This is a genomic window from Streptomyces sp. NPDC127190, assembly GCF_042672505.1.
Taxonomy (GTDB): domain Bacteria; phylum Actinomycetota; class Actinomycetes; order Streptomycetales; family Streptomycetaceae; genus Streptomyces.
This window is the reverse complement of sequence record NZ_JBHXVE010000001.1, coordinates 368,294-390,496: the sequence shown is the minus strand read 5'-3', so window position 1 is coordinate 390,496 and position 22,203 is coordinate 368,294. Positions and strand designations below refer to the sequence as shown.

Below are 22,203 nucleotides of genomic sequence, written 5' to 3'. Positions count from 1 at the left end.
TCGGGAAACGGGAGACTCTGGGTCCCCACCGAGCAGACCCGGCGGCAGTGGCGCCGGGTCTTGGGCAGGGGGGTCTTCGCCGTCCGGTGAAGCCTGTCCAGCAAGGTTGTGCGTGATGCGTGTCAGGCGCGACCAGTGGTTGTCGCTCGGGGGTGATCGCCAGTGATTCGGGCGCTGTTCGCGCCGCCGAGCGCGGGCGCTCCCCTTCCCGAGGACGTAGCACTTCTCCCATCCCTGCCGGGCCGAGCCGACGATTCGGGGCGCGTCCGGGCCAGGAGATGTACGTCCGAGAAGGAGGAAATATGGAGTCCCAGGTGCGTGGCGGGACCAGATGGAAGCGGTTCGCTGTGGTCATGGTGCCCAGCGTCGCCGCGACGGCCGCGATAGGCGTCGCCCTTGCACAGGGCGCTCTCGCCGCCTCGTTCAGCGTGTCCGGCCAGTCGTTCAAGGTGTCGGCCGACTCGCTCGAGGGCAAGGGCTTCGAGCAGTACGGCGCCATCGACAGCGGCTATGAGCTCAACGGCAAGAAGACGCTCCACCCGGTGGCCGTCTCGGCGTTCACCCACGCCGAGATCACCAACCTGTGCCAGTCCGTGGTCACGCCCGACGTGCCGATCCTGGGCAAGGTCAGCCTGATCCTGCGGGCGGGCGGTCCGGGACACGACAAGGTCGAGGCCGACCGGATCTACATCGACGTCGCGGACCTCCAGGCCGACGCCACCTTCAACGGCATCGACATCGGTGTGGCCGCGAAGGACGCCGGCAAGGGCCCGGGCATGAAGGGCGGCGGCGAGCAGGCCAACCCGTACGGCTTCGCCCAGCAGGCCGACTCGGCCACGCTGACCGGTGTGAAGCAGACGGCGTGGGCGACCACCGCGGGCACCTTCAAGCTCAGCGGTCTGCACATGTCGCTGTCGACGGACGGCGCGGAGTGCTACTGAGCACTCGGTGACGGGCGGGGGAGCCGACGGCCCCCCGCCTGTCCACTATCCGGCCGCGTCTTCACGCGCGGCACACATCACCACCACGGCAACGCCGCACCAGGGAGCTGTTTTCCATGAGCGCCGAGACTCCTGCCGCCGCATCCGGCCAGTTCACCCGCCGTAGGCTGCAGTTCCGCGCCTGGCGGGGCACGCGGCCGTTCTGGGCCGGTCTGTACATCCTGCTCAGCGGCCTTCCGATCATCTACTTCCCGTACTTCCACCTCCAGGTCGGCCATCTGACGCTGGCGATGGCGACGACGGCGGGAGCGGGATCCCTGATCATCGGCGTGCTGCTCATTGTCCTGGGCATCAGCCTCTGGTTCCAGAAGCACGTACGGACGTTCGCGGGCGTCGCCGCGATCCTGCTCGCGCTGGTGTCCCTGCCCGTGTCCAACTTCGGCGGCTTCATCATGGGCTTCCTGCTCGCCCTCATCGGCGGGGCGATGGCCGTGGCCTGGGCGCCGGGCGTGGCCCCGCAGCCGGAGCCGCCGGCCGAGGCGGCGCCGGGCCAGGGCGCCGGCCCGCAGGCCGCGCCCCTGCCGGAGCAGCGGGTGGACGGATTCGCCGAGCCGAACGACCTGTCAGGAACGAGCCCGGCCAACGGGGCGAACGGGAGGCACAGTGCCGGCTGACGAGGTGACCCACGGGACCGATGCGGAGGGGTCCCGTGCGAGAACCGGCCCCCGCCACGCGGCCCCCAGGAAGCCGCTGTTCACCAGGTTCCACATGCCGGCCGGCAAGGCGATAGCGTCCGTGGCGATGCCGACGGCGGTGATCATGGGCATGGGCTTCACGTCCACGCTCGCCCTCGCCGACAACAACGGAAGCCCGGCGCCGTCCCCGACGTCCAAGAGCCTGACGGCCGACGAGTACAAGGACTGTGTGAAGGCGCTGGGCGACTCCACGGACCCCTCGGCCTCGCCGTCGCCGTCCGCCTCGCCGAGCACGTCCACGGACACGGCGACGCCCTCGCCCTCCGCGAGCGCCGGCACCAAGGACACGCCGGACACCAAGGACCGCACGGGTACGCCGGACACCTCCGGCTCCTCGGGCTCGGGCTCGGGTTCCGGTTCGGGCTCCGGCTCTGGTTCGGGTTCGGGTTCCGGCTCCGGTGACACGGCCACGCCCACCCCGACCGCGACCTCCGGCTCGTCGGGCTCGGGTTCCGGCTCCGGTACGGCGACCCCGGCCCCGGCCCCCACCAAGAGCACCGGCACGAGCGGCAGCGGCGGCGGCGGTCTGCTGGACACCATCGGTGACACGCTCGGCGGCATCCTCACCGGCGGCGGCAGCGGCTCCGGTACGACGTCCACGGCCGGCACTCCGACGCCGGCCGCGTCCCCGTCGGCGAGCGCGACCCCGGACGCGGCCACGAAGGACAGCTCGTCGTCCGGCACCTCCGGGTCCAAGGCCACGGACACCGTCAAGGACACCGTGCCCAAGGCCGAGAAGACGGTCACGGACACGGGCACCGGCACGGTGCAGAAGACCACCGGCACGGTCCCCAAGACGGCCGGTGACGCCACCAAGGCGCCCCAGGACGCGACCGCGTCGGCCACGCCCAGCCCGTCCGCGAGCGACTCGACCGCGGCCAAGGACTGCCCGGCGGCCACGACCGACGTCAGCGGTGTCGACAACAAGGTCGCGGTGGCGGACGACCCCTGGTACCTGGACGCCAGCTCGCTGCTCCTCAAGGGCGCCGACTACCAGGGCATCGTGGAGGTGAAGACGGCGAACGGCAGCACCAAGAAGGTGCTGAAGTACGTCATCTCCAGCGGCACGGACATCGGCGACCTGCACCAGACGGTGCACGACAAGCTGTCCGGCAAGACCTACCACGTGCAGGCGGCCTCGGGGTCGACGTCCACCATCCGGGGCGGCGACACCGTGATGTACACGGAGAAGATCTCCGGCAACCTGTTCGGTCTGATCCCGGTGACCTTCAGCCCGGACAGCCCGCCCCCGCTGAACATCCCGCTGATCTACTTCACCCACGCCAAGGTGGTCCAGGCGGGCCAGTTCGGCGGCAACCTGCACGTGCCCGGCATGCACGTGTACACGACCGACTGACCGGTCCCACAAGCCCGTTCGGGAGCCGCACACAGCTGAGGGCGCCCCCCTGGAAGTCCGGGGGGCGCCCTCAGCGCCGTACCAGCCCCTCGCGGGGACCGTCCGCTGCTCAGCCCTGGTCGCCCAGGTGGTGGACGCGGAGCATGTTGGTGGTGCCGGGCACGCCGGGGGGCGAGCCGGCGGTGATGATGACCGTGTCGCCGGCGTCGAAGCGGCCCAGCTTGGCGACCTCCTGGTCCACCAGGTCGACCATCTCGTCGGTGGTGTGCACGAACGGCACCACGTGCGACTCCACGCCCCAGCTCAGGGTGAGCTGGTTGCGGGTGGACTCCTCGGTGGTGAAGGCGATGATCGGCTGGGTCGCGCGGTAGCGGGACAGACGGCGCGCGGTGTCACCGGAGTTGGTGAACGCGACCAGGCCCTTGCCGCCGAGGAAGTCGGCGATCTCGCAGGCCGCACGGGCCACCGAACCACCCTGGGTGCGCGGCTTCTTGCCCGGCACCAGCGGCTGGAGGCCCTTGGAGAGCAGCTCCTGCTCGGCCGCGGCGACGATCTTCGACATGGTCTTGACCGTCTCGACCGGGTACGCGCCCACGCTCGACTCGGCCGACAGCATGACCGCGTCGGCGCCGTCCAGGATCGCGTTGGCCACGTCGGAGGCCTCGGCGCGGGTCGGGCGGGAGTTGGTGATCATCGACTCCATCATCTGGGTCGCGACGATCACCGGCTTGGCGTTGCGCCGGCACAGCTCGATCAGGCGCTTCTGCACCATGGGGACCTTCTCGAGCGGGTACTCGACGGCCAGGTCGCCACGGGCCACCATCACGGCGTCGAACGCGGCGACGACGTCCGCCATGTTCTCCACCGCCTGCGGCTTCTCCACCTTGGCGATGACCGGGACCCGGCGGCCCTCCTCGTCCATGACGCGGTGGACGTCCTGGACGTCCTTGGCGTCCCGGACGAAGGACAGCGCGACCATGTCGCAGCCCATGCGGAGGGCGAAGCGCAGGTCCTCGACGTCCTTCTCGCTCAGCGCGGGCACGTTGACGGCCGCGCCGGGCAGGTTGATGCCCTTGTGGTCGGAGACGACACCGCCCTCGATGACGATCGTCTTCACCCGGGGGCCCTCGACGTCCAGGACCTTCAGCTCGACGTTGCCGTCGTTGATCAGGACCTGGTCACCGCGCGAGACATCGCCCGGCAGTCCCTTGTACGTCGTACCGCAGATGTGCTTGTCGCCCGGGACGTCCTCGGTCGTGATGACGAACTCGTCACCGCGCTCCAGCTCGACCGGACCCTCGGCGAAGGTCTCCAGACGGATCTTCGGGCCCTGGAGGTCGGCGAGGACGCCGATGGGGCGGCCGGTCTCCTTGGAGGCGGCCCGGACGCGGTCGTACCGCGCCTGGTGCTCGGCGTGGGTGCCGTGGCTGAAGTTGAACCGGGCCACATTCATGCCCGCCTCGATCATGGCGACGAGCATCTCGTGGGAGTCGACCGCGGGGCCGAGAGTACAGACGATTTTCGAACGGCGCATGGGGCGATCCTATCCGTTTGTTTCGCTACGGAATATTCCGTCTGGCGGAAGATACAAATGAGTGGGACACCGCTCAGGTGCTATTCAGTTGTTCTTTCCGACCAGTGCGTAGGCTTGCGTCGCGATCTCCAGTTCTTCATCCGTCGGCACCACGGCCACCGCCACCCGGGCGCCCTCCGGAGAGATCAGCCGGGCCTCGTCCGAGCGCACCGCGTTGCGCTCCGGGTCGACCGCCAGGCCCAGCGATCCGAGGCCGGCGAGCGCCGCCTCCCGCACGGGCGCCGCGTTCTCCCCGACACCGGCCGTGAACGCGACCGCGTCCACCTCCCCGAGGACGGCGTAATAGGCGCCGATGTACTTCTTGAGCCGGTGAATGTAAATGTCGAAGGCGAGGGCGGCCTCTTCGTCGCCCTCGTCGATCCGGCGGCGGATCTCCCGCATGTCGTTGTCCCCGCAGAGGCCGAACAGCCCGCTCCTCTTGTTGAGAAGAGTGTCGATCTCGTCCATGGACATTCCGCCAACCCGCGCCAAATGGAAGATGACGGCCGGGTCCAGATCACCGGAGCGGGTTCCCATCACGAGGCCTTCCAGTGGCGTCAGGCCCATGGAGGTGTCCACGCACCGGCCCGCCCGCACCGCGGACGCCGAGGCGCCGTTGCCCAGGTGCAGCACGATGACGTTCACCTCGGACGGGTCCTTGCCCAGCAGTCGCGCCGTCTCCCGGGAGACATAGGCGTGCGAGGTGCCGTGGAAGCCGTAGCGGCGGATGCGGTGGCGGTCGGCGATCTTCGGGTCGATCGCGTAGCGCGCCGCCGACTCCGGCATCGTCGTGTGGAACGCGGTGTCGAACACGGCGACCTGGGGCAGGTCGGGGCGGAGCGCCTGGGCGGTGCGGATGCCGGTGAGGTTGGCCGGGTTGTGCAGCGGGGCGACCGGGATCAGCCGCTCGATCTCGGTGAGCACCTCGTCGGTGATGACGGTCGGCTCGGTGAAGAACATCCCGCCGTGCACCACCCGGTGGCCGATCGCGGCCAGCTCCGGCGAGTCGAGGCCGATGCCGTCCCGGGCCAGCTCCTCGGCGACCGCCTTCAGCGCGGCGTCGTGGTCGGCTATCGGCCCGCTCTGCTCGCGGGTGTCGCCGGTGGTGAGGCAGGTGTGCTTGAGCCGGGAGGTCTGCTCGCCGATGCGCTCCACCAGGCCGGCGGCGAGCCGGCTCTCGTCGCGCATGTCGAGGAGCTGGTACTTCACCGACGAGGAGCCGGAGTTGAGGACGAGGACACGGGTCGCGGTCACGGTGTGCGAGAACTCTCTGTGGGGGACGTCAGTTGGCGGGCGTCTGGGCCTGGATCGCCGTGATGGCGACGGTGTTGACGATGTCCTGGACGAGGGCGCCCCGGGACAGGTCGTTGACCGGCTTGCGCAGACCCTGGAGCACCGGGCCGACCGCGATCGCGCCGGCCGAGCGCTGTACGGCCTTGTACGTGTTGTTGCCGGTGTTGAGGTCCGGGAAGATCAGGACCGTGGCCTGGCCGGCCACGTCCGAGTCGGGCAGCTTGGTCGCCGCGACGGACGGCTCCACGGCCGCGTCGTACTGGATCGGCCCCTCGATCTTCAGATCGGGCCGGCGCTCGCGGGCCAGCTCGGTGGCCTCCCGCACCTTGTCCACATCGGCGCCCGAACCCGACGTACCGGTCGAGTACGACAGCATCGCGATCCGCGGCTCCACGCCGAACTGCGCTGCCGTGGTCGCCGACTGGATGGCGATGTCCGCGAGCGCCTGCGTGTCCGGGTCCGGGTTGACCGCGCAGTCGCCGTAGACCAGCACCTTGTCGGCGAGGCACATGAAGAAGACGGACGAGACGATCGACGACTCCGGGCGGGTCTTGATGATCTCGAAGGCGGGCCGGATGGTGGCCGCGGTGGAGTGCACGGACCCGGACACCATGCCGTCGGCCAGGCCCTCCTGGACCATCAGGGTGCCGAAGTAGTTCACGTCGGAGACGACGTCGTAGGCCAGTTCCACGGTGACGCCCTTGTGGGCGCGCAGCTGCGCGTACTTCTCGGCGAAGGCGTCGCGCAGTTCGCTGGTGGCCGGGTCGATCAGCTGGGTGTCGCCCAGGTCGATGCCGAGGTCGGCGGCCTTCTTGCGGATCTGGTCCGCGGGACCGAGCAGGGTCAGATCGCAGACGCCCCGGCGCAGCAGCACCTCGGCCGCGTGCAGCACCCGCTCCTCGGTGCCCTCGGGCAGCACCACCCGGCGCCGGTCGGCGCGGGCCTGTTCCAGCAGCTTGTGCTCGAACATCATCGGGGTGACCCGGTCGCTGCTCGGCGCCGAGACCCGGCGGGCCAGGTCGGCGGTGTCGGCGTACCGCTCGAACAGGCCGAGCGCGGTCTCCGCCTTGCGCGGGGTGGCCGCGGTCATCTTCCCCTCCATCGAGAACAGCTGCTCGGCGGTGGGGAAGGAGTTGCCGGTCACCGACAGGACGGGGGTGCCCGGGGCGAGCCGGGCGGCCAGGGTGAGGATCTCCTCGCTCGGCACCTCGTTCAGGGTGAGCAGCATGCCGGCTATCGGCGGGGTGCCGGCGCTGTGCGCGGCCAGCGAGCCGACCACCAGGTCGGCGCGGTCGCCCGGGGTGACGACCAGGCAGCCCGGGGTCAGGGCGGCCAGGAAGTTGGGCAGCATCGCACCGCCGAAGACGAAGTCCAGGGCGTCCCGGGCGAGGCCGGAGTCGTCGCCGAGCAGCACCTTGGCGCCGAGGGCGTGCGCGATCTGGGAGACGGTCGGCGCGGACAGGGCGGGCTCGTCGGGGACGACGTAGCAGGGGACCGGAAGCCGGCTGGCGAGCCGCTCGGCGATGGTGTCGCGGTCCTCGCGGGCGACCCGGTTGGTGACCATGGCGAGCACGTCGCAGCCGAGGCCGTCGTAGGCCCGGTAGGCGTTCCGGGTCTCCGCGAGCACGGACTCGGCGGTCTGCCTGCGGCCGCCCACCACCGGGATCACGGACGCGCCGAACTCGTTGGCGAGCCGGGCGTTCAGGGCCAGCTCGTCGGGCAGCTGGGTGTCGGCGAAGTCGGTGCCGAGGACCAGCACCACGTCGTAGTCCCGGGCCACCAGGTGGAAGCGGTCGACCAGGGCGGAGACCAGCTCGTCGGTGCCCTGCTCGGCCTGGAGCGCGGAGGCCTCGTGGTAGTCCATGCCGTAGACGGTCGCGGGGTCCTGGGAGAGGCGGTAGCGCGCCCGCAGCAGCTCGAACAGGCGGTCGGGACCGTCGTGGACGAGCAGCCGGAAGACGCCCACCCGGTCCACCTGCCGGGTCAGCAGCTCCATGACTCCCAGCTCCACGACCTGGCGGCCGTCACCGCGGTCGATCCCGGTCACGTACACGCTGCGCGTCACGTGTGCACTCCGATCCGTCTCGTTTGTCCGTTTATATATGCGTCTACGTCGTCGTCAGAGCCGCAAAATCGCCCACCGAGGTGAGCGGAACCCTCTTGACAATACCCCTGGGGCCGGATAAGGCGCCCGTCAAAGCTCCACCGGCCCGGCGGACGTGAAAGAATCGGCATGGCTCACAGGTACCGACAGCGAGCAGGAGACACAGCACGATGCGTATCGGAGTTCTCACCGCAGGCGGCGACTGCCCCGGCCTGAACGCCGTGATCCGGTCGGTCGTGCACCGGGCCGTGACGACGTACGGCGACGAGGTCATCGGCTTCGAGGACGGCTACCGCGGTCTGCTCGACCGCCACTACCGCGCCCTCGACCTGGACGCGGTCAGCGGCATCCTGGCCCGCGGCGGCACCATCCTCGGCTCCTCCCGGCTGGAGCGCGACCGGCTGCGCGAGGCCTGCACCCGGGCCACCGACATGGTCGAGGAGTTCGGCATCGACGCGCTGATCCCGATCGGCGGCGAGGGCACGCTGACCGCGGCCCGCATGCTGTCCGACGCGGGCCTGCCCGTCGTGGGCGTCCCCAAGACGATCGACAACGACATCTCCTCCACCGACCGCACCTTCGGCTTCGACACCGCCGTCGGCGTGGCCACGGAGGCCATGGACCGCCTGAAGACCACCGCCGAGTCCCACCAGCGGGTGATGGTCGTCGAGGTCATGGGCCGGCACGCCGGCTGGATCGCCCTGGAGTCCGGCATGGCCGCCGGCGCCCACGGCATCTGCCTGCCCGAGCGTCCCTTCGACCCCGCCGACCTGGTCAAGATGGTCGAGGAACGCTTCGCCCGGGGCAAGAAGTTCGCCGTCATCTGCGTCGCCGAGGGCGCCCACCCGGCCGAGGGCAGCATGGACTACGGCAAGGGCGAGATCGACCAGTACGGCCACGAGCGCTTCCAGGGCATCGGCACCGCCCTCGCGTACGAGCTGGAGCGGCGCCTCGGCAAGGAGGCCAAGCCGGTCATCCTCGGCCACGTCCAGCGCGGTGGTGTGCCCACCGCCTACGACCGGGTCCTCGCCACCCGCTTCGGCTGGCACGCCGTCGAGGCGGCGCACCGCGGCGACTTCGGCAAGATGACCGCGCTGCGCGGCACCGATGTCGTCATGGTGCCGCTCGCGGAGGCGGTCACCGAGCTGAAGACGGTCCCGAAGGACCGGATGGACGAGGCGGAGTCGGTCTTCTAGCAGGCCTCGCGACTCGGACGGGCAGCGCCGGCGGGTGCTGCCCGTCCCCTGCCCCTCCTAGGGCCTCTCTTTCGGATCTTGTCGGCGTCGCGGGCCCTGGCACGCACATCTGCGGCGTTGTCGTCCCTCGCCGACTCCCCCACGCTCGGCTTCGCTCGCGCGGGGGGACCCCCATCGCTCCGCGTCGACTCCCTCCTCCGCCTTGCATCTGCACGCTCCCCCAAGCTCTCGACTCCTCCCCCACTCTCGGCTCCGCTCGAGCGGGGGGACCCCCATGAGCAGGGGGCACCCCCATGACCCCGCTCGGGTCGGCCGAGAAGGCACCGCCACCGCAGCCGACCTGATCCGAAAGAAAGGCCCTAGTCCAGCGGGTCGGCGGCCAGGACCCACACGTCGCCGGTGCCGCACGTGACGCGGCGCCCGGTACCCGGTGGCGGCTGTTCCAGCGTGGTCCGGCGCAGCCGCCACCGCGTCCCGTCGATCACCGCCACCGGCCCCTGCACGCGGGGGTGATGGCCGGCGATGTTCCACGCGCGCACCTGGGTGTGGATGTGCGCGGCGGGCGCGGACCAGTCCACCGTGGCGTAGTCCTCCGAGAAGAACCCGGCCCAGGAGCCCTCGCGCCGCGGCTGCGGTTCGCCTTCCTCCCCGCGCGCCAGCCGCCGCAGCACCTGCGGCAGCATCTCCGAAGCGGCGTGCAGCACCAGCGAGTTGACTCCGGTGAACGACCAGACCCGGTCGTCCAGGGCGATCCTCGTACGGGCCAGCACGGAGCCGGTGTCCAGCTCCGCGTCCATCCGGTGCCAGGTCACGCCGATCGTGCGTTCGCCGTTGCGCACGGCCCATCCCACCGGGTTCGGGCCCCGGTAGGAGGGCAGGTCGGAGGGGTGGCAGTTGACCGTTCCCAGGCGGGGGGCGGCCACGGCGGCGGCGGGCAGCTTCCTCGGGTACCCGTAGCTGACGGCCACGTCCACGTCGTAGGCGCGCAGGAGCCCGGCGACCGATTCCATCCGGGACGGAACGGCCAGGTCCACCCCCGGCGGCAGGTCGTGCTCGCCGAGCACATGCCCGGGCCAGTCGGCAGGGCGCCGGTAGCCGATCACGACCGGGACCCGGTGCCCCAGGGTGTGCACCGCCTCCACCAGCGGGGGAGCGGTCTGGGGCAGCGCCGCCACGACGGCGACGCGCAGCGCGGGCATCTCCTGATCGCACGGCGCCGGCGCCCCGGGCGTGTCCGGGGCGGTCATCGGGCTGCCCCGGCGGTCCGCAGCGAACGCGGCCGCAGGTCGGTCCAGGACGCCTCGACCCAGGCCAGGCAGGTGGCCCGGTCGGCGCGGGGGTGCACCTCGCGCCAGCCGTCCGGGACGGCGACGTGGGCGGGCCAGAGGCTGTGCTGATCCTCGTCGTTGGCGAGCACGAGGAACGCGCCGTCGGGGTCGTCGAAGGGGTTCATGGGTCTCCTCGGAAGGGCCGCTGAGGGCGTCGAAGGGCGTTGAAGGGTGTCGGGGGCATTCAGGGGCGCGGCCGGTCCCTGCCGTTCCGGGCCGGGACCGGCCCCCGCTCAGCCGCGTGCGGGTAGCGGCGTGAGGGTGGCGGCCAGAGCTGCCGGGGTGGCCCGCCGCATCACCTGGTCCAGGGTGACCGCGGGGCCGAAGTGTTCCCGCAGGCGCTGGAGCAGCCGGGCCGCGAGCAGCGAATGCCCGCCCAGGTCGAAGAAGTTGTCGTCGATGCCGACCCGCTCCAGGCCCAGGACGCCGGCGTACGCCTCGGTCACCACCCGCTCGGCCGATGTGCGCGGCGCGCGCAGCGCGGCCGGGACGCGCTGGGGCTCGGGCAGGGCCCGGCGGTCCACCTTGCCGTTCACGGTGAGCGGCATGCGGTCCAGCACCATCACCCGGGCGGGCAGCATGAAGTCCGGCAGCACCCGGGCCAGCGCGTCGCGCAGGGCGCCCCCCTCCAGGGGTGCACCGGTCTCCGACGAGCCCACCGCGTACCCGGTGAGTTCCTTGCCGCCGCGTCCGTCCGGCCCGGCCACCACGGCGGCCTGCACCACACCGGGCAGCGCGGCCAGGGCGGCCCGCACCTCGTCCGGCTCGATCCGGTGCCCGCGGATCTTGACCTGGTCGTCGTTGCGGCCGGTGAACTCCAGCGTGCCGTCCGGGAGCCTGCGGGCCAGGTCGCCCGTGCGGTACATCCGGGAGCCGGGCGGCCCCCAGGGGTCGGCGACGAACCGGGCGGAGGTCTGCCCCGGCCGGCCCAGATAGCCGCGGGCCACCTGGTCACCCGCCAGGTACAGCTCGCCGGCCAGTCCGTCGGGGACCGGCCGCAGCCCCGCGTCCAGCAGCATCACCCGGGATCCGGGCACCGGAGCGCCGATGCCGGGGCGCGCGGGCCAGTCGGCCGGGTCCCCGGTGACCTCGGCGGCGGTCACCACGTGCGTCTCGGCCGGGCCGTAGTGGTTGTGCAGGCGTTTGCCGCCGCTCGCGCACAGGGCGCGCAGCTGCGGTCCGACGACCAGCGCCTCACCGGCCTGCACCAGGTGCCGCAGGTCGGGCAGCGACTCCCGCTCCCCGTCGGCGAACTCGCACAGCGCCGCCAGCACGGGGGTCGGGGCGAACAGCTCGGTCACGCGGTGCCTGCGCAGCCAGGCGGCCCAGGCGGCGGCGTCGGCACGGGTGTCCGCGTCCGGGACGGCCAGCGTCCGCCCCGTGCACAGGGCGGTGAGCACCTCCTGGGTGGCGACGTCGAACGCCATCGAGGTGAACTGGGCCGTGACCGCGCCCGGTTCGGCCGGGAAGCGCCGCTCGTGCCAGTCCACCAGCCGGTCCATGGCGGCGCCGGGCATCACCACGGCCTTCGGCTTTCCCTGCGTCCCGGAGGTGTGCACCACATAGGCCGGGTGGCCGGGCAGCCGCGCGGGCCGGACCCGGCCGCCGCCGGGCAGCGGCTCGGAGGACACCTGGTGGGGTTCCAGCGCCATCCGCGGCACGGCGGCGTCCACGAGCGCCAGGGCCTCGTCGAACTCCGGTTGCCGGACGAGCAGTGCCGGGCGCCCCTCGGCGGCCTGCGCCGCCACCCGGGGAGCGGGGTGGCGCGGGTCCAGCCACAGATAGGCGGCGCCGGCCTTGAGCACCGCGAGCATCGCGGTCACCGCGTCCCGGCCGCGCCGCAGGCACAGGGCGACGACGTCCTCGGGACCGATGCCGCGGGCGGCCAGTTCCCCGGCGAGCCGGTCCGAGGCCGCGTCCAGGCCTTGGTAGTCCAGCACCCCGCGGTCGTCCACCACGGCCGCCCGCCGGGGGGCCGCGCGTACCTGCGCCGCGAACCGCTCCAGCACCGGCACCGGGGCCGGCACCTGGGCGGGCGGCCGCCCGGCCGCCCGGGGCCGGGCCGCCGCGACCGGGTGCGTGGCAGGCACGAAGAGGTCGGCGGCGAGCGCGTCCAGGGCGTCGACGAACCGTGCGCCGATGTCCCGGGCGCCGGCCTCGCCGAGCCTCTCCGGCCGGTACTGCACCCGGACCGTCATCCGCTCGCCGGGCGAGACCAGCACGCACAGCGGGTAGTGCGTGCCGTTCTCCACCCGGCTGGACGTCACCCGCAGGTCCGCTCCCCACCGCGTGGCGAAGGAGTCGGTGTACGTCTCCAGTACGACGACGGTGTCGAAGAGCTCGCGCAGCCCGGCGGCCCGGATGATCTCCGCCAGGCCCAGGTGCTGGAAGGGCATCATCGCGGTCCGCTGCTCCTGGAGGGCCGTCAGCAGGCCGCCCCGGTCGCCGGCCGCCGCGGTGTCCACCCGTACCGGCACGGCGTTGTTCATCAGCCCGACCATGGACTCGACGCCGGGCAGATGGGGCGGACGGTCGGCGACGACCGTGCCGAACACCACGTCGGTGCGCCCGGTCAGCTGGGCCAGGACCAGCGCCCAGGCGCCGAGCACCAGGGTGTTCAGGGACAGCGCCCGCTCGCGCGCCCGCGCCCGCAGAGCGGCCGTGCGTTCGGCCGGCAGCTCGAGCAGCACCGTGTGCGGGCGGGTCTGCTCCCCGCCGCCCGGCGGCGTCAGCAGCGTCGGCTCGGTCACGCCGCCGAGCAGCGCCTGCCAGTGCTTGGCCGCCAACGCGACGTCCTGGCCGGCCAGGTGCCGCAGATAGGCGAGCGCGGACGGCCGCGCGGCGGGCCGGGGCACGGCGCCCGCGGCGGCCCGGCCGTACAGCTCGGCCAGGTCGGCGAGGGCCACCTGCATCGACCAGCCGTCCATGAGGATGTGGTGGTAGCTCAGCAGCAGCCGGGAGCGCCCCTCGCCCAGGCGCAGCAGCACGGCCCGCAGCAGCGGCGGCACGGCCAGGTCGAACGGTTCGTCCCGGTCCCGGCGGGCCTCCTCGTCGGCGGCGCGCCGGCGGTCGGCCTCGGGCAGCCGCGTGAGGTCGGCCTCCCGCAGCGGGACCGTGACCGTCTCCGGCACACGCTGCTCCGCCCCGCCCCGGCCGTTCCACCGGAACCCGGCCCGCAGGGCCGGATGCCGGTCGGTGAGCAGGGACAGCGCCAGCCGCAGTGCGGCTGCGTCCACCGGTCCTTCCAGGTCGAGCACGGTCTGGACGTGGTAGGGATCCGCGGCGCCCTCGCCCTTGTGGGCGTGGTAGAGCAGCCCCTCCTGGAGCGGGGAGCAGGGCCACTGTTCCTCCGCGCGCTGCGCGGGCACGGCCGGCGCGCCGGCCCGCGGGCGCGTACCGGTGTCCGCGGCGCGGGCGAGGGCGGCGAGCACATCGGCCCATTCCGTCGCCAGGCCCGCCGCGTCGTCGCTGTCCACCAGACGCGCCGACCAGCGCCAGACAGCGGTCAGCAACGGCTCCCCGGTGCGCTCGTCGACGACGGCGTTGATCTCCAACGGGTGGGACAAGGGCTGCCGGGCGGCCCGGTGGATGCCCAGCACGGGTGCCTCGGCGGCGTACGGCCAGGGGTCGCGGCCCGGAACGGCGTACCGGCCCAGGTAGTTGAAGAGCACCGGCCGGCCCGGTGCGGCGGCCAGCAGACCGGCGGCCTGCGGATGCAGGTGGCGCAGCAGCCCGTACGAGGCGCGGTCCTGCGGCACCCGCTGCCACTGCTCCCGTACGGCACGCACGGCGTCGGCGAGGGCCGCGTCCTGTGCGGCGGGGTCCGCCGCGGGCCGGGCCGCCTGCCGGGGGCACTCCAGACGGACCGGGAACATGCAGGTGAACCAGCCGACCGTGGCGGAGACGTCGGTGTCCGGGCCGCCCGCCACGGCGTCCCGGCCGTGCCCCTCGGTGTCCAGGACCAGGGTCCGGGAGCCGCCGCGCCGGGCAGTGGCCACCGCCAGCGCGGCGAGCAGAAGCTCCTGCGTCGTGGCGCCGTAGTGTGCCGGGGCCGTGGTGAGCAGGGCCCGGCCGACCTCGGGGGGCAGCACCGACTCCAGGGAGCGGGAGGTGGCGAGGGTGTCCAGCGCGGGATCGAGCGGCCCGCGCGCCGGCCACGGCGTGGCCGCCGGGACGCTCGCCGCCTGCCAGTGCGCCAGCGTCGCCAGCACTGCGGCGCTTTCGGCCCGGGCGTTGTGCGTCCGCACCCAGCGGCGGTACGGGGTGGCCGCGCCCCAGGCGCCCAGCGTGTGCGGGTCCTCGGCGGCCCGCGCCAGGTCCTGGGTGAGCACCTGCCAGGAGACCCCGTCCACCACCAGGTGGTGCACGGCCAGCAGCAGCCGGCCCGGTCGTGCGGGGCCCGCGTCCCACCACACCGCGCGCAGGGTCCGCCCCGCGGGCAGGTCCAGCGTCCGCATGGCGTGGCCGACCGCGTCCCGGACCGTGCCGGGGGCGGGGGCGTCCGGCAGCTCCCGCACGTCCACCACGTCCAGCAGGGCGCTCGCCGCCACCTCGCCCGGGGGCAGCACCTCGGGCTGCCACACGGCCGCGGGGGACGGGTCGGGGAGCCGGGTACGCAGGGCGTCGTGCCGGTCGAGCACCGCTTGCAGGGCCGCCACGAGCGCCCCGCGCTCCAGACCGGGCGGCGTCTCCACCAGCACCGACTGGACGAACTCCTCGACGCCGTCGCCCTGTTCACGCAGCCACAGCGCGATCGGCGGCAGCTCCAGCCCGCCGGTGGCCGACTGGTGCAGCAGGTCCGCGGCCGGAGCCGCCGCCTGCGCGGCGGCGGCCAGGGCTCCGGGGGTGCGCAGCCGGAAGACGTCCTGCGAGCTGATGGCCACGTTCTCCCGGCGTACCCGGCTGACCAGGCGCATCGCGGTGATGCTGTCGCCGCCGAGGGCGAAGAAGTCGTCGTCGGTACCGGTCTCGGGCAGGCCGAGCACTTCCGCGAAGGCCGCGCACAGCGCCCGCTCGGCGGGCGTGCGTGCCGTACCGGCACCGGCCCGCACGGCGGCGGGTGCGGGCAGCGCCGCCCGGTCCACCTTGCCGTTGACGGTCAGCGGGATCTCGTCGATCAGCAGCACGGCGGCGGGCACCATGTATTCGGGCAGCACCCGGCTAAGCCGGGCGCGCAGATCCTCCCCGGTGACGCCGGCCCGGTCGCGTCCGGGCACCGCGTAGCCGACCAGGCGCCCGTCCGTCGCGACCACGACGGCCCGGGCGACCCCGGGCAGGGCGGCCAGGGCGGCCCGCACCTCGCCCGGCTCGATCCGGTGCCCGCGGATCTTGACCTGGTCGTCGTCGCGCGCCAGGTACTCCAGCGCACCGTCGGACCCGCGCACGGCGAGGTCACCCGTGCGGTACATGCGGGCACCGGCCGGTCCGTAGGGGTCGGCGACGAAGCGTTCGGCGGTCAGGCCGGACCGGCCCAGGTAGCCCCGGGCAACTTGTTCACCGGCGACGTACACCTCGCCGGGCTCGCCGGCGGGCACCTCGGCCAGGTCGGGACCGAGCAGTCGTACGACGGCCCCGGGCAGCCCGGTACCGATCGGCACCCGAGCCTCGGGTACCCGCTGCCCGGGCGGCAGGGGGTGCAGGGTGGTGAAGGTGGTGCACTCGGTCGGCCCGTAGACATGGCCGAGCGCCAGGTGCGGACACGCGGCCCGGACCTGGGTGAACGCCCGCGGGTCGGCGGCCTCGCCACCGGTGAGCACCGTGTGCAGCCCGCGCAGCGCGCCCGGGTCGTCCGCGGCGATCTGGTTGAACCAGGCGGTGGTGAGGAAGACGCCGGTGACGCCGTGCGCGGCGACCAGGGCGGCCAGCCGGTGCGCGTCCACCCGGTCCTCGGCCGGGACGACCACGGTGCCGCCCCGGGTGAGCGGCAGCCACAGATCATGGCTGAGCGCGTCGAAACCGAGCGCGGAGACCAGCGCCGTGACCCGGTGACCGGGGCCGTCCCAGTGCGGGTCGGCGGCGAAGCTCCCCAGGTTGCGGTGGGTGACCTGGACGCCCTTGGGGCGGCCGGTGGACCCCGAGGTGTAGAACACACAGGCCACCCGGTCGAGTTCGCCGTCCGGTACGGCCGGGCTCGGTGTCCCGGCCGCGCGGGCGGCCGCCTTGGGAGAAGCGGCCACGGTGACGGGCCGCGGACCGCCGGGGCGAGCGGCCTCCCCGGCCGGCACGAGCACCGCCGCGCATTCCGCGTCGGTCTCGACGGCCGTCAGCCGCTCGGCCGGCGTCCGCGGATCCAGCACCACGGCGGCGGCGCCGGTGTCGAAGACCGCGAGCAACGAGGCGACCAGCCCCGCGGAGCGCGGCAGCCGCAGCGCGACCGCAGCCCCCGGACCGACGCCGGCCTCGCGCAGCCGGACGGACAACTCACCTGCCCAGACGCAGAGTTCGCGGTACGACCAGGTTCTGCCGCCCTCCTCCACGACCGCGGGCCGGTCCGGTTCGCGGGCTGCGGCGGTGGCGACGGCGCGGTGCACGGGCAGGGGGGCACCGGTGTCGTCGACCGGGTAGGCGGGCGCCCGCATCGCTGCTGAAAGGATCATGAAGGTCATCCAAAGCGCAGCGACGTGCGCCCCCTTCCGGCTGTCACCCGGATGGCGTAGAGGGACCATCCGATCGGGTGCGCAGCAGCCTTTGCGCCCCCTGCCCACGCAACTCCCGTACACCGCCGAGAAGTTCGGCCGCACGTTCCGGCCGGGGGTGGTACACGCCTCGCCGCGCGCCCCCGGCCCGCTCAGCCGCCCTTCTCCACCGCCGCCCAGAAGTGCTCCACGATCCGGTCGAGGAACTCCCGGCCGGACTCGCTGGCGCTGCTGGTGCCGCCGCCCCAGCTGAGGGTGGCGGCCATATGGCCCTGGTAGTCCTGGTGCAGCTCCTGGAGGGCGGCCTCCAGCGCGCCGCGGTCGACGGGTGCCAGCTTCGCCACCGGCCGCACATAGGCCTGCCAGCGGGTGGTCACCGCGCTGCGCAGCAGCTCGGCCAGCTTCGCCTCCCGGCCGGTGACGGACACGAAGTCGGGCACGGACAGGTCCAGCACCCGCGCGAGCGCGGCGGACTGGCGTTCGTTGCCGCGCCACTGGCCGCTGTCCTCCATGCGCAGATACGCGCGCAGGTCCAGGCCGACGGCACGGGCGACGTCCTCGGGGGCGACGCCCCGGGCGATGCGGTGCTCGCGCAGGGTCTGCGGGCTGCCGATCAGTTCACCCGCGGAACACCACAACACCCCTGCCAGGGCGGTGAGTTCGGGGCTGCTCGGGGCGGCGACGCCGCGTTCCCAGGCGATCACGAGGTCGGGGGTGACATAGGGCAGTCCGTACGAGGCCCGCATGCCGTACGCGACATGCTCGGGGCCCATGCCGAGCGCGGCGCGCAGCCGGCGGGCCGCGGGAGCGTTGAAGGGGGGAGCTGAGGGTTGGCGCACCCCGCACAAGCTAGAGGCGCGGTGACGGGATGGCTACGGTCTGTTCGGACAGGATCACCGATTGTCTGAATGCACAGTTCCGGCCGTTCGGTATGTAGGGCGCGTTCCGTGTGTAACGGACGGAACACCTCTTCCGTTCCTCCCTTGACGGCCCGCCCGGGAGTGTCCGGCGCCTCAGCGCCCCTGCGGCATCCACCGGTAGACCAGCTCCGGGCGCCCCACCTGCCCGTACTGCGGGCTGCGGGCGGCGCGGGAGGTCTCCACGAGGTGTTCCAGATACCGGCGGGCCGTGATCCGCGAGATTCCCACCGTTTCCGCCAGCCCCGTCGCCGTGAGCCCCTCCGCCGCCTCCCGCAGCGCCGAGATCACCCGCTCCAGGGTGGGCCCGCTCAGCCCCTTCGGCAGCGCCGCGGGCGACGGCGCCCGCAGCGCCGCCAGCGCCCGGTCCACCTCGTCCTGGCCGCTCGCCTCGCCCACGGCCGCCCGGAACTCGGCGTAGCGGGTCAGACGGTCGCGCAGCGTGGCGAAGGTGAAGGGCTTCAGGACGTACTGGACGACACCGAGCGAGACACCCTCCCGCACCACCGCCAGATCGCGGGCCGAGGTCACCGCTATGACGTCCGCGTGATGTCCGGCCGCCCGCAGGGAGCGCGCGAACTGGAGCCCGTGCACATCGGGCAGGTGCAGGTCCAGCAGCAGCAGATCGACCGGCGTACGGTCCAGGACGCGGCGCGCCTCCGCGCCGGTGTGCGCCTTGCCGACGGCGACGAAGCCGGGGACCCGGCCGACGTACAGCACGTGCGCGTCGGCGGCGACCGGGTCGTCCTCGACCACCAGGACCCGGATCGGCTGCGCGGCCCCCTGCTCCGGGGTCATCTGCCGTCACCCGCCGCCGACCGCAGCGGCAACCGCGCCTCGAACACCGCACCGCCCTCGCCCTCTGCTCCGGACTCCGCCACCGTCAACGTGCCCTCGTGACGGGTGACCGCCTGCCGGGCCAGGGCCAGCCCGAGCCCCCGGCCGTCCGGTCCGGCCGGTTTCGTCGAGAACCCCCGTTGGAATACCAGGTCGGCATGGGCCGGGTCGACCCCCGGGCCCGTGTCGGCGACCCGGAGCACCACTTCGGCCTCCGAGGCGTACGCCGTCACGGTCACCCGCGCCCCGGCGCCGCCCTGCGCCGCGTCCACCGCGTTGTCGATCAGGTTGCCGAGGATGGTCACCAGGTCGCGGGCGGACAGATCGGCGGGCAGCAGTCCGTCGTCCAGCCGGCTGTCCGGGGACACCACCAGCTCCACGCCCCGCTCGTTGGCCTGGGCCGTCTTGCCCAGCAGCAGGGCCGCCAGCACCGGCTCACTGACCGCCGCGACCACCTGGTCGGTCAGCGCCTGGGCCAGCTCCAGCTCGGCCGTGGCGAACTCCACCGCCTCCTCGGCCCGCCCCAGCTCGATCAGCGACACGACCGTGTGCAGCCGGTTCGCGGCCTCGTGGGCCTGTGAGCGCAGGGCCTGGGTGAAGCCGCGCTCCGAGTCCAACTCACCCATCAGCGACTGGAGTTCGGTGACATCGCGGAGGGTGACGACCGTACCTCGGTGCTCCCCGCCGGACACCGGCGAGGTGTTCACCACCAGCACCCGGGACGCGGTCAGATGCACCTCGTCCACCCGGGGCTGCGAGGACAGCAGCGCGCCGGTCAGCGGGGCCGGGAGGTCCAGGTCGGCCACCGAGCGGCCCACCACGTCCGCCGCCTCGCCCACGCCCAGCAGCTCCCGGCCGCCGTCGTTGATGAGGGCCACCCGGTACTGCCCGTCGAGCATGAGCAGGCCCTCGCGGACCGCGTGCAGCGCGGCCTGGTGGTAGTCGTGCATCCGGCTCAGCTCGGTGGCGTTCATGCCGTGGGTGTGGCGGCGCAGCCGGGCGTTGACGACATAGGTGCCGACCGCGCCCAGCACCAGCGTGCCGCCGGCCACCCCGAGCAGCGCCGTGACCTGGTCCTGGATGTGCTCGCTGATCGTCTGCACCTTGATGCCGGCGCTCACCAGGCCGACGACCCGGCCGCCCGAGTACACCGGGGTCACCGCGCGGACGGACGGGCCGAGGGTGCCGGTGTAGGTCTCGGTGAACGTGTGTCCGCGCTGGGCGGGGCCGATGGTGCCGAGGAAGCGCTTGCCGATCTGCCTCGGGTCGGGGTGGGTCCAGCGGATGCCGGACGGATTCATGATCGTCACGAAGTCGACGTCCGCGTCCCGCATCACCTGGAGGGCGTACGGCTCCAGGCGGGCGCTCGGGTCGGGGGTGCGGATCGCCTCGCGGACCGAGGGGGAGTCGGCGATCGAGCGGGCCACCGCGGTGGCCTGCCGGGCGGCGGACTCCTCGGCCTGCCGCTGGTCGCTGACGTAGGTGAACAGCGCGTACCCGGCCACCACGACCGCGACCAGCACGGCCTGCACGGCGAACAGCTGGCCGGCCAGGCTGCGGGGGCGGGGAAGGGCGGGAACGCGCATGTCAGCAGTGTGCCTCTCCGGTTAAGTGTGAACTAAATGAACGGAAGGGTGACCGCCCTCACAGGCCGGGAGATAGTCACGGCATTCCCCGAACAACGCCCGGACGTGAGCCGCACGCCGGTTGTTGAACCGACGAAGACGTCAAGGAGGGCAGTCGTGGCCGCCATGATCCCCGATACGGCACCTGCCGCACCCCGCGTGAAGCGGGACCGGACCCATTACCTGTACATCGCCGTCATCGTGGCGGTCGCGCTCGGGATCGCCGTGGGTCTCATCTGGCCCGATGCCGCGGTCCAGCTGAAGCCGCTGGGCACCGGCTTTGTGAACCTGATCAAGATGATGATCTCGCCGATCATCTTCTGCACGATCGTGCTCGGCATCGGTTCGGTGCGGAAGGCGGCGAAGGTGGGCGCCGTCGGCGGTATCGCCCTCGGCTACTTCCTGGTGATGTCGCTGGTCGCGCTCGCCATCGGCCTCCTCGTCGGCAATGTGCTGCACCCGGGTGCCGGACTGCATCTGACCGCCGCGCTCAAGCAGACCGGGCACGCCCAGGTCTCCAGCGACGCGCTGCCGCCGGTGGACTTCGTGCTGTCGATCATTCCGACCAGCTTCGTGTCCGCCTTCACCGAGGGCCAGGTGCTCCAGACGCTGCTGGTCGCCCTGCTCGCCGGGTTCGCGCTCCAGGCGATGGGCCCGGTCGGGCAGCCGGTGCTGCGGGGCGTCGAGCACATCCAGCGGCTGGTCTTCCGCATCCTGTCCATGGTCATGTGGGCCGCGCCGGTCGGTGCGTTCGGCGCCATCGCCGCGGTGACCGGCTCGGCCGGCCTGGACGCGCTGAAGAGCCTCGCCGTGCTGATGGCGGGCTTCTACCTCACCTGCTTCCTGTTCGTCTTCATCGTGCTCGGTGCGGTGCTGCGGATCGTCTCGGGGCTGAACGTCTTCTCCCTCTTCAGGTACCTGGGCCGGGAGTTCCTGCTGATCCTGTCCACCTCCTCCTCCGAGTCGGCGCTGCCGCGGCTGATCGCCAAGATGGAGCACCTGGGCATCAGCAAGCCGGTCGTCGGCATCACCGTGCCGACCGGCTACTCCTTCAACCTCGACGGCACGATGATCTACATGACCATGGCGTCGCTGTACATCGCGGACGCGCTGGGCACGCCGATGTCCCTGGGCGAGCAGATCCCGCTGCTGCTGTTCCTGCTGCTGGCGTCCAAGGGCGCGGCGGGCGTCAGCGGGGCCGGTCTCGCCACGCTGGCGGGCGGTCTCCAGTCGCACAAGCCGGCGCTGGTCGACGGCGTCGGGCTGATCGTCGGCATCGACCGCTTCATGAGCGAGGCGCGGGCGCTGACGAACTTCGCGGGCAACGCGGTGGCCACGGTGCTGATCGGCACCTGGACCAAGGAGATCGACACGGCCCGGGTGCAGCGGGTGCTCGCCGGCGAGCTGCCGTTCGACGAGACGACCCTGATGGACGAGGACCCGGCGGCCGAGCCGGCCGAGCCCCGCGAGGGCGAGCTGGCGAAGGCCTAGCCAGGACCCCCTGTGCTCCGGACGTCCGGCCCGGCGGGGACCCCCGCCCCGGGGGCCCGCCCCCCCCGGGGGGGGGGAAACCCCACCCAAGCCAACCCGCGGGCCACGGCCACCCGCAAACCCGTCAACCCCCCCCCGATAAATCCCGGCC

Annotated in this window: 14 protein-coding genes; 5 read left to right on the top strand and 9 right to left on the bottom strand. The window is 72.9% G+C overall.

Going from position 1 to position 22,203, the window contains the following annotated elements; all coding sequences use genetic code 11:
- Positions 1-302 precede the first annotated feature (302 nt).
- The 3 genes from ACFVIU_RS01665 to ACFVIU_RS01655 all read left to right on the top strand — a co-directional run bounded on the left by ACFVIU_RS01665 (position 303) and on the right by ACFVIU_RS01655 (position 3,053).
- Entirely contained in the window at positions 303-941 is a 639-nt protein-coding gene (locus ACFVIU_RS01665; RefSeq protein WP_385839898.1) for a DUF6230 family protein, read from the top strand.
- A 116-nt stretch (positions 942-1,057) separates the two neighbouring features.
- Entirely contained in the window at positions 1,058-1,615 is a 558-nt protein-coding gene (locus ACFVIU_RS01660; RefSeq protein ID WP_385839897.1) for a DUF6114 domain-containing protein, read from the top strand.
- Complete coding sequence (locus ACFVIU_RS01655; RefSeq protein ID WP_385839896.1) at positions 1,605-3,053, top strand: hypothetical protein; 1,449 nt, start codon at positions 1,605-1,607, stop codon at positions 3,051-3,053. The genes ACFVIU_RS01660 and ACFVIU_RS01655 overlap by 11 nt, the downstream gene beginning before the upstream one ends.
- A 109-nt stretch (positions 3,054-3,162) precedes the next feature.
- Here the strand turns inward: ACFVIU_RS01655 and pyk are convergent, their stop codons facing one another.
- The 3 genes from pyk to pta form a co-directional block, all read right to left on the bottom strand.
- Positions 3,163-4,587, bottom strand: coding sequence for a pyruvate kinase (gene pyk / locus ACFVIU_RS01650; protein WP_385839895.1), 1,425 nt, complete (start codon positions 4,585-4,587; stop codon positions 3,163-3,165).
- Positions 4,588-4,671: 84 nt separating this feature from the next.
- The gene (locus tag ACFVIU_RS01645; protein ID WP_385839894.1) at positions 4,672-5,880 is read right to left on the bottom strand and encodes an acetate kinase; all 1,209 of its coding nucleotides are present in this window, start codon (positions 5,878-5,880) and stop codon (positions 4,672-4,674) included.
- Between the two features lie 28 nt (positions 5,881-5,908).
- Complete coding sequence (pta, locus tag ACFVIU_RS01640) at positions 5,909-7,984, bottom strand: phosphate acetyltransferase (protein WP_385839893.1); 2,076 nt, start codon at positions 7,982-7,984, stop codon at positions 5,909-5,911.
- A 209-nt stretch (positions 7,985-8,193) separates the two neighbouring features.
- Here pta and ACFVIU_RS01635 point away from each other — a divergent pair, with 209 nt between their 5' ends.
- Complete coding sequence (locus ACFVIU_RS01635) at positions 8,194-9,219, top strand: ATP-dependent 6-phosphofructokinase (RefSeq protein WP_385839892.1); 1,026 nt, start codon at positions 8,194-8,196, stop codon at positions 9,217-9,219.
- A gap of 359 nt (positions 9,220-9,578) precedes the next feature.
- Here ACFVIU_RS01635 and ACFVIU_RS01630 read toward each other — a convergent pair whose 3' ends face one another.
- The 6 genes from ACFVIU_RS01630 to ACFVIU_RS01605 form a co-directional block, all read right to left on the bottom strand.
- Positions 9,579-10,418 (bottom strand): methionyl-tRNA formyltransferase, encoded by an 840-nt coding sequence (locus tag ACFVIU_RS01630; RefSeq protein WP_385839891.1) that lies wholly within the window; start codon positions 10,416-10,418, stop codon positions 9,579-9,581.
- Between the two features lie 44 nt (positions 10,419-10,462).
- Positions 10,463-10,672, bottom strand: a complete 210-nt coding sequence (locus tag ACFVIU_RS01625; protein ID WP_385839890.1) for an MbtH family protein — start codon at positions 10,670-10,672, stop codon at positions 10,463-10,465.
- A 108-nt stretch (positions 10,673-10,780) separates the two neighbouring features.
- Complete coding sequence (locus ACFVIU_RS01620; RefSeq protein WP_385839889.1) at positions 10,781-17,143, bottom strand: amino acid adenylation domain-containing protein; 6,363 nt, start codon at positions 17,141-17,143, stop codon at positions 10,781-10,783.
- Between the two features lie 191 nt (positions 17,144-17,334).
- Positions 17,335-18,021, bottom strand: coding sequence for a helix-turn-helix domain-containing protein (locus tag ACFVIU_RS01615; protein ID WP_385839888.1), 687 nt, complete (start codon positions 18,019-18,021; stop codon positions 17,335-17,337).
- Positions 18,022-18,195: 174 nt separating this feature from the next.
- Positions 18,196-18,897 carry a response regulator gene (locus ACFVIU_RS01610; RefSeq protein WP_385839887.1) on the bottom strand — a complete coding sequence of 234 codons (702 nt, stop codon included), beginning with the start codon at positions 18,895-18,897 and terminating at the stop codon, positions 18,196-18,198.
- A complete protein-coding gene (locus tag ACFVIU_RS01605) occupies positions 18,894-20,522 on the bottom strand; it encodes an ATP-binding protein (protein ID WP_385839886.1) in 1,629 nt (542 codons plus the stop codon). The genes ACFVIU_RS01610 and ACFVIU_RS01605 overlap by 4 nt, the downstream gene beginning before the upstream one ends.
- A 165-nt stretch (positions 20,523-20,687) precedes the next feature.
- Here ACFVIU_RS01605 and ACFVIU_RS01600 point away from each other — a divergent pair, with 165 nt between their 5' ends.
- Positions 20,688-22,052, top strand: coding sequence for a cation:dicarboxylate symporter family transporter (locus ACFVIU_RS01600; protein ID WP_385840310.1), 1,365 nt, complete (start codon positions 20,688-20,690; stop codon positions 22,050-22,052).
- The last annotated feature ends 151 nt before the right edge of the window (positions 22,053-22,203 follow it).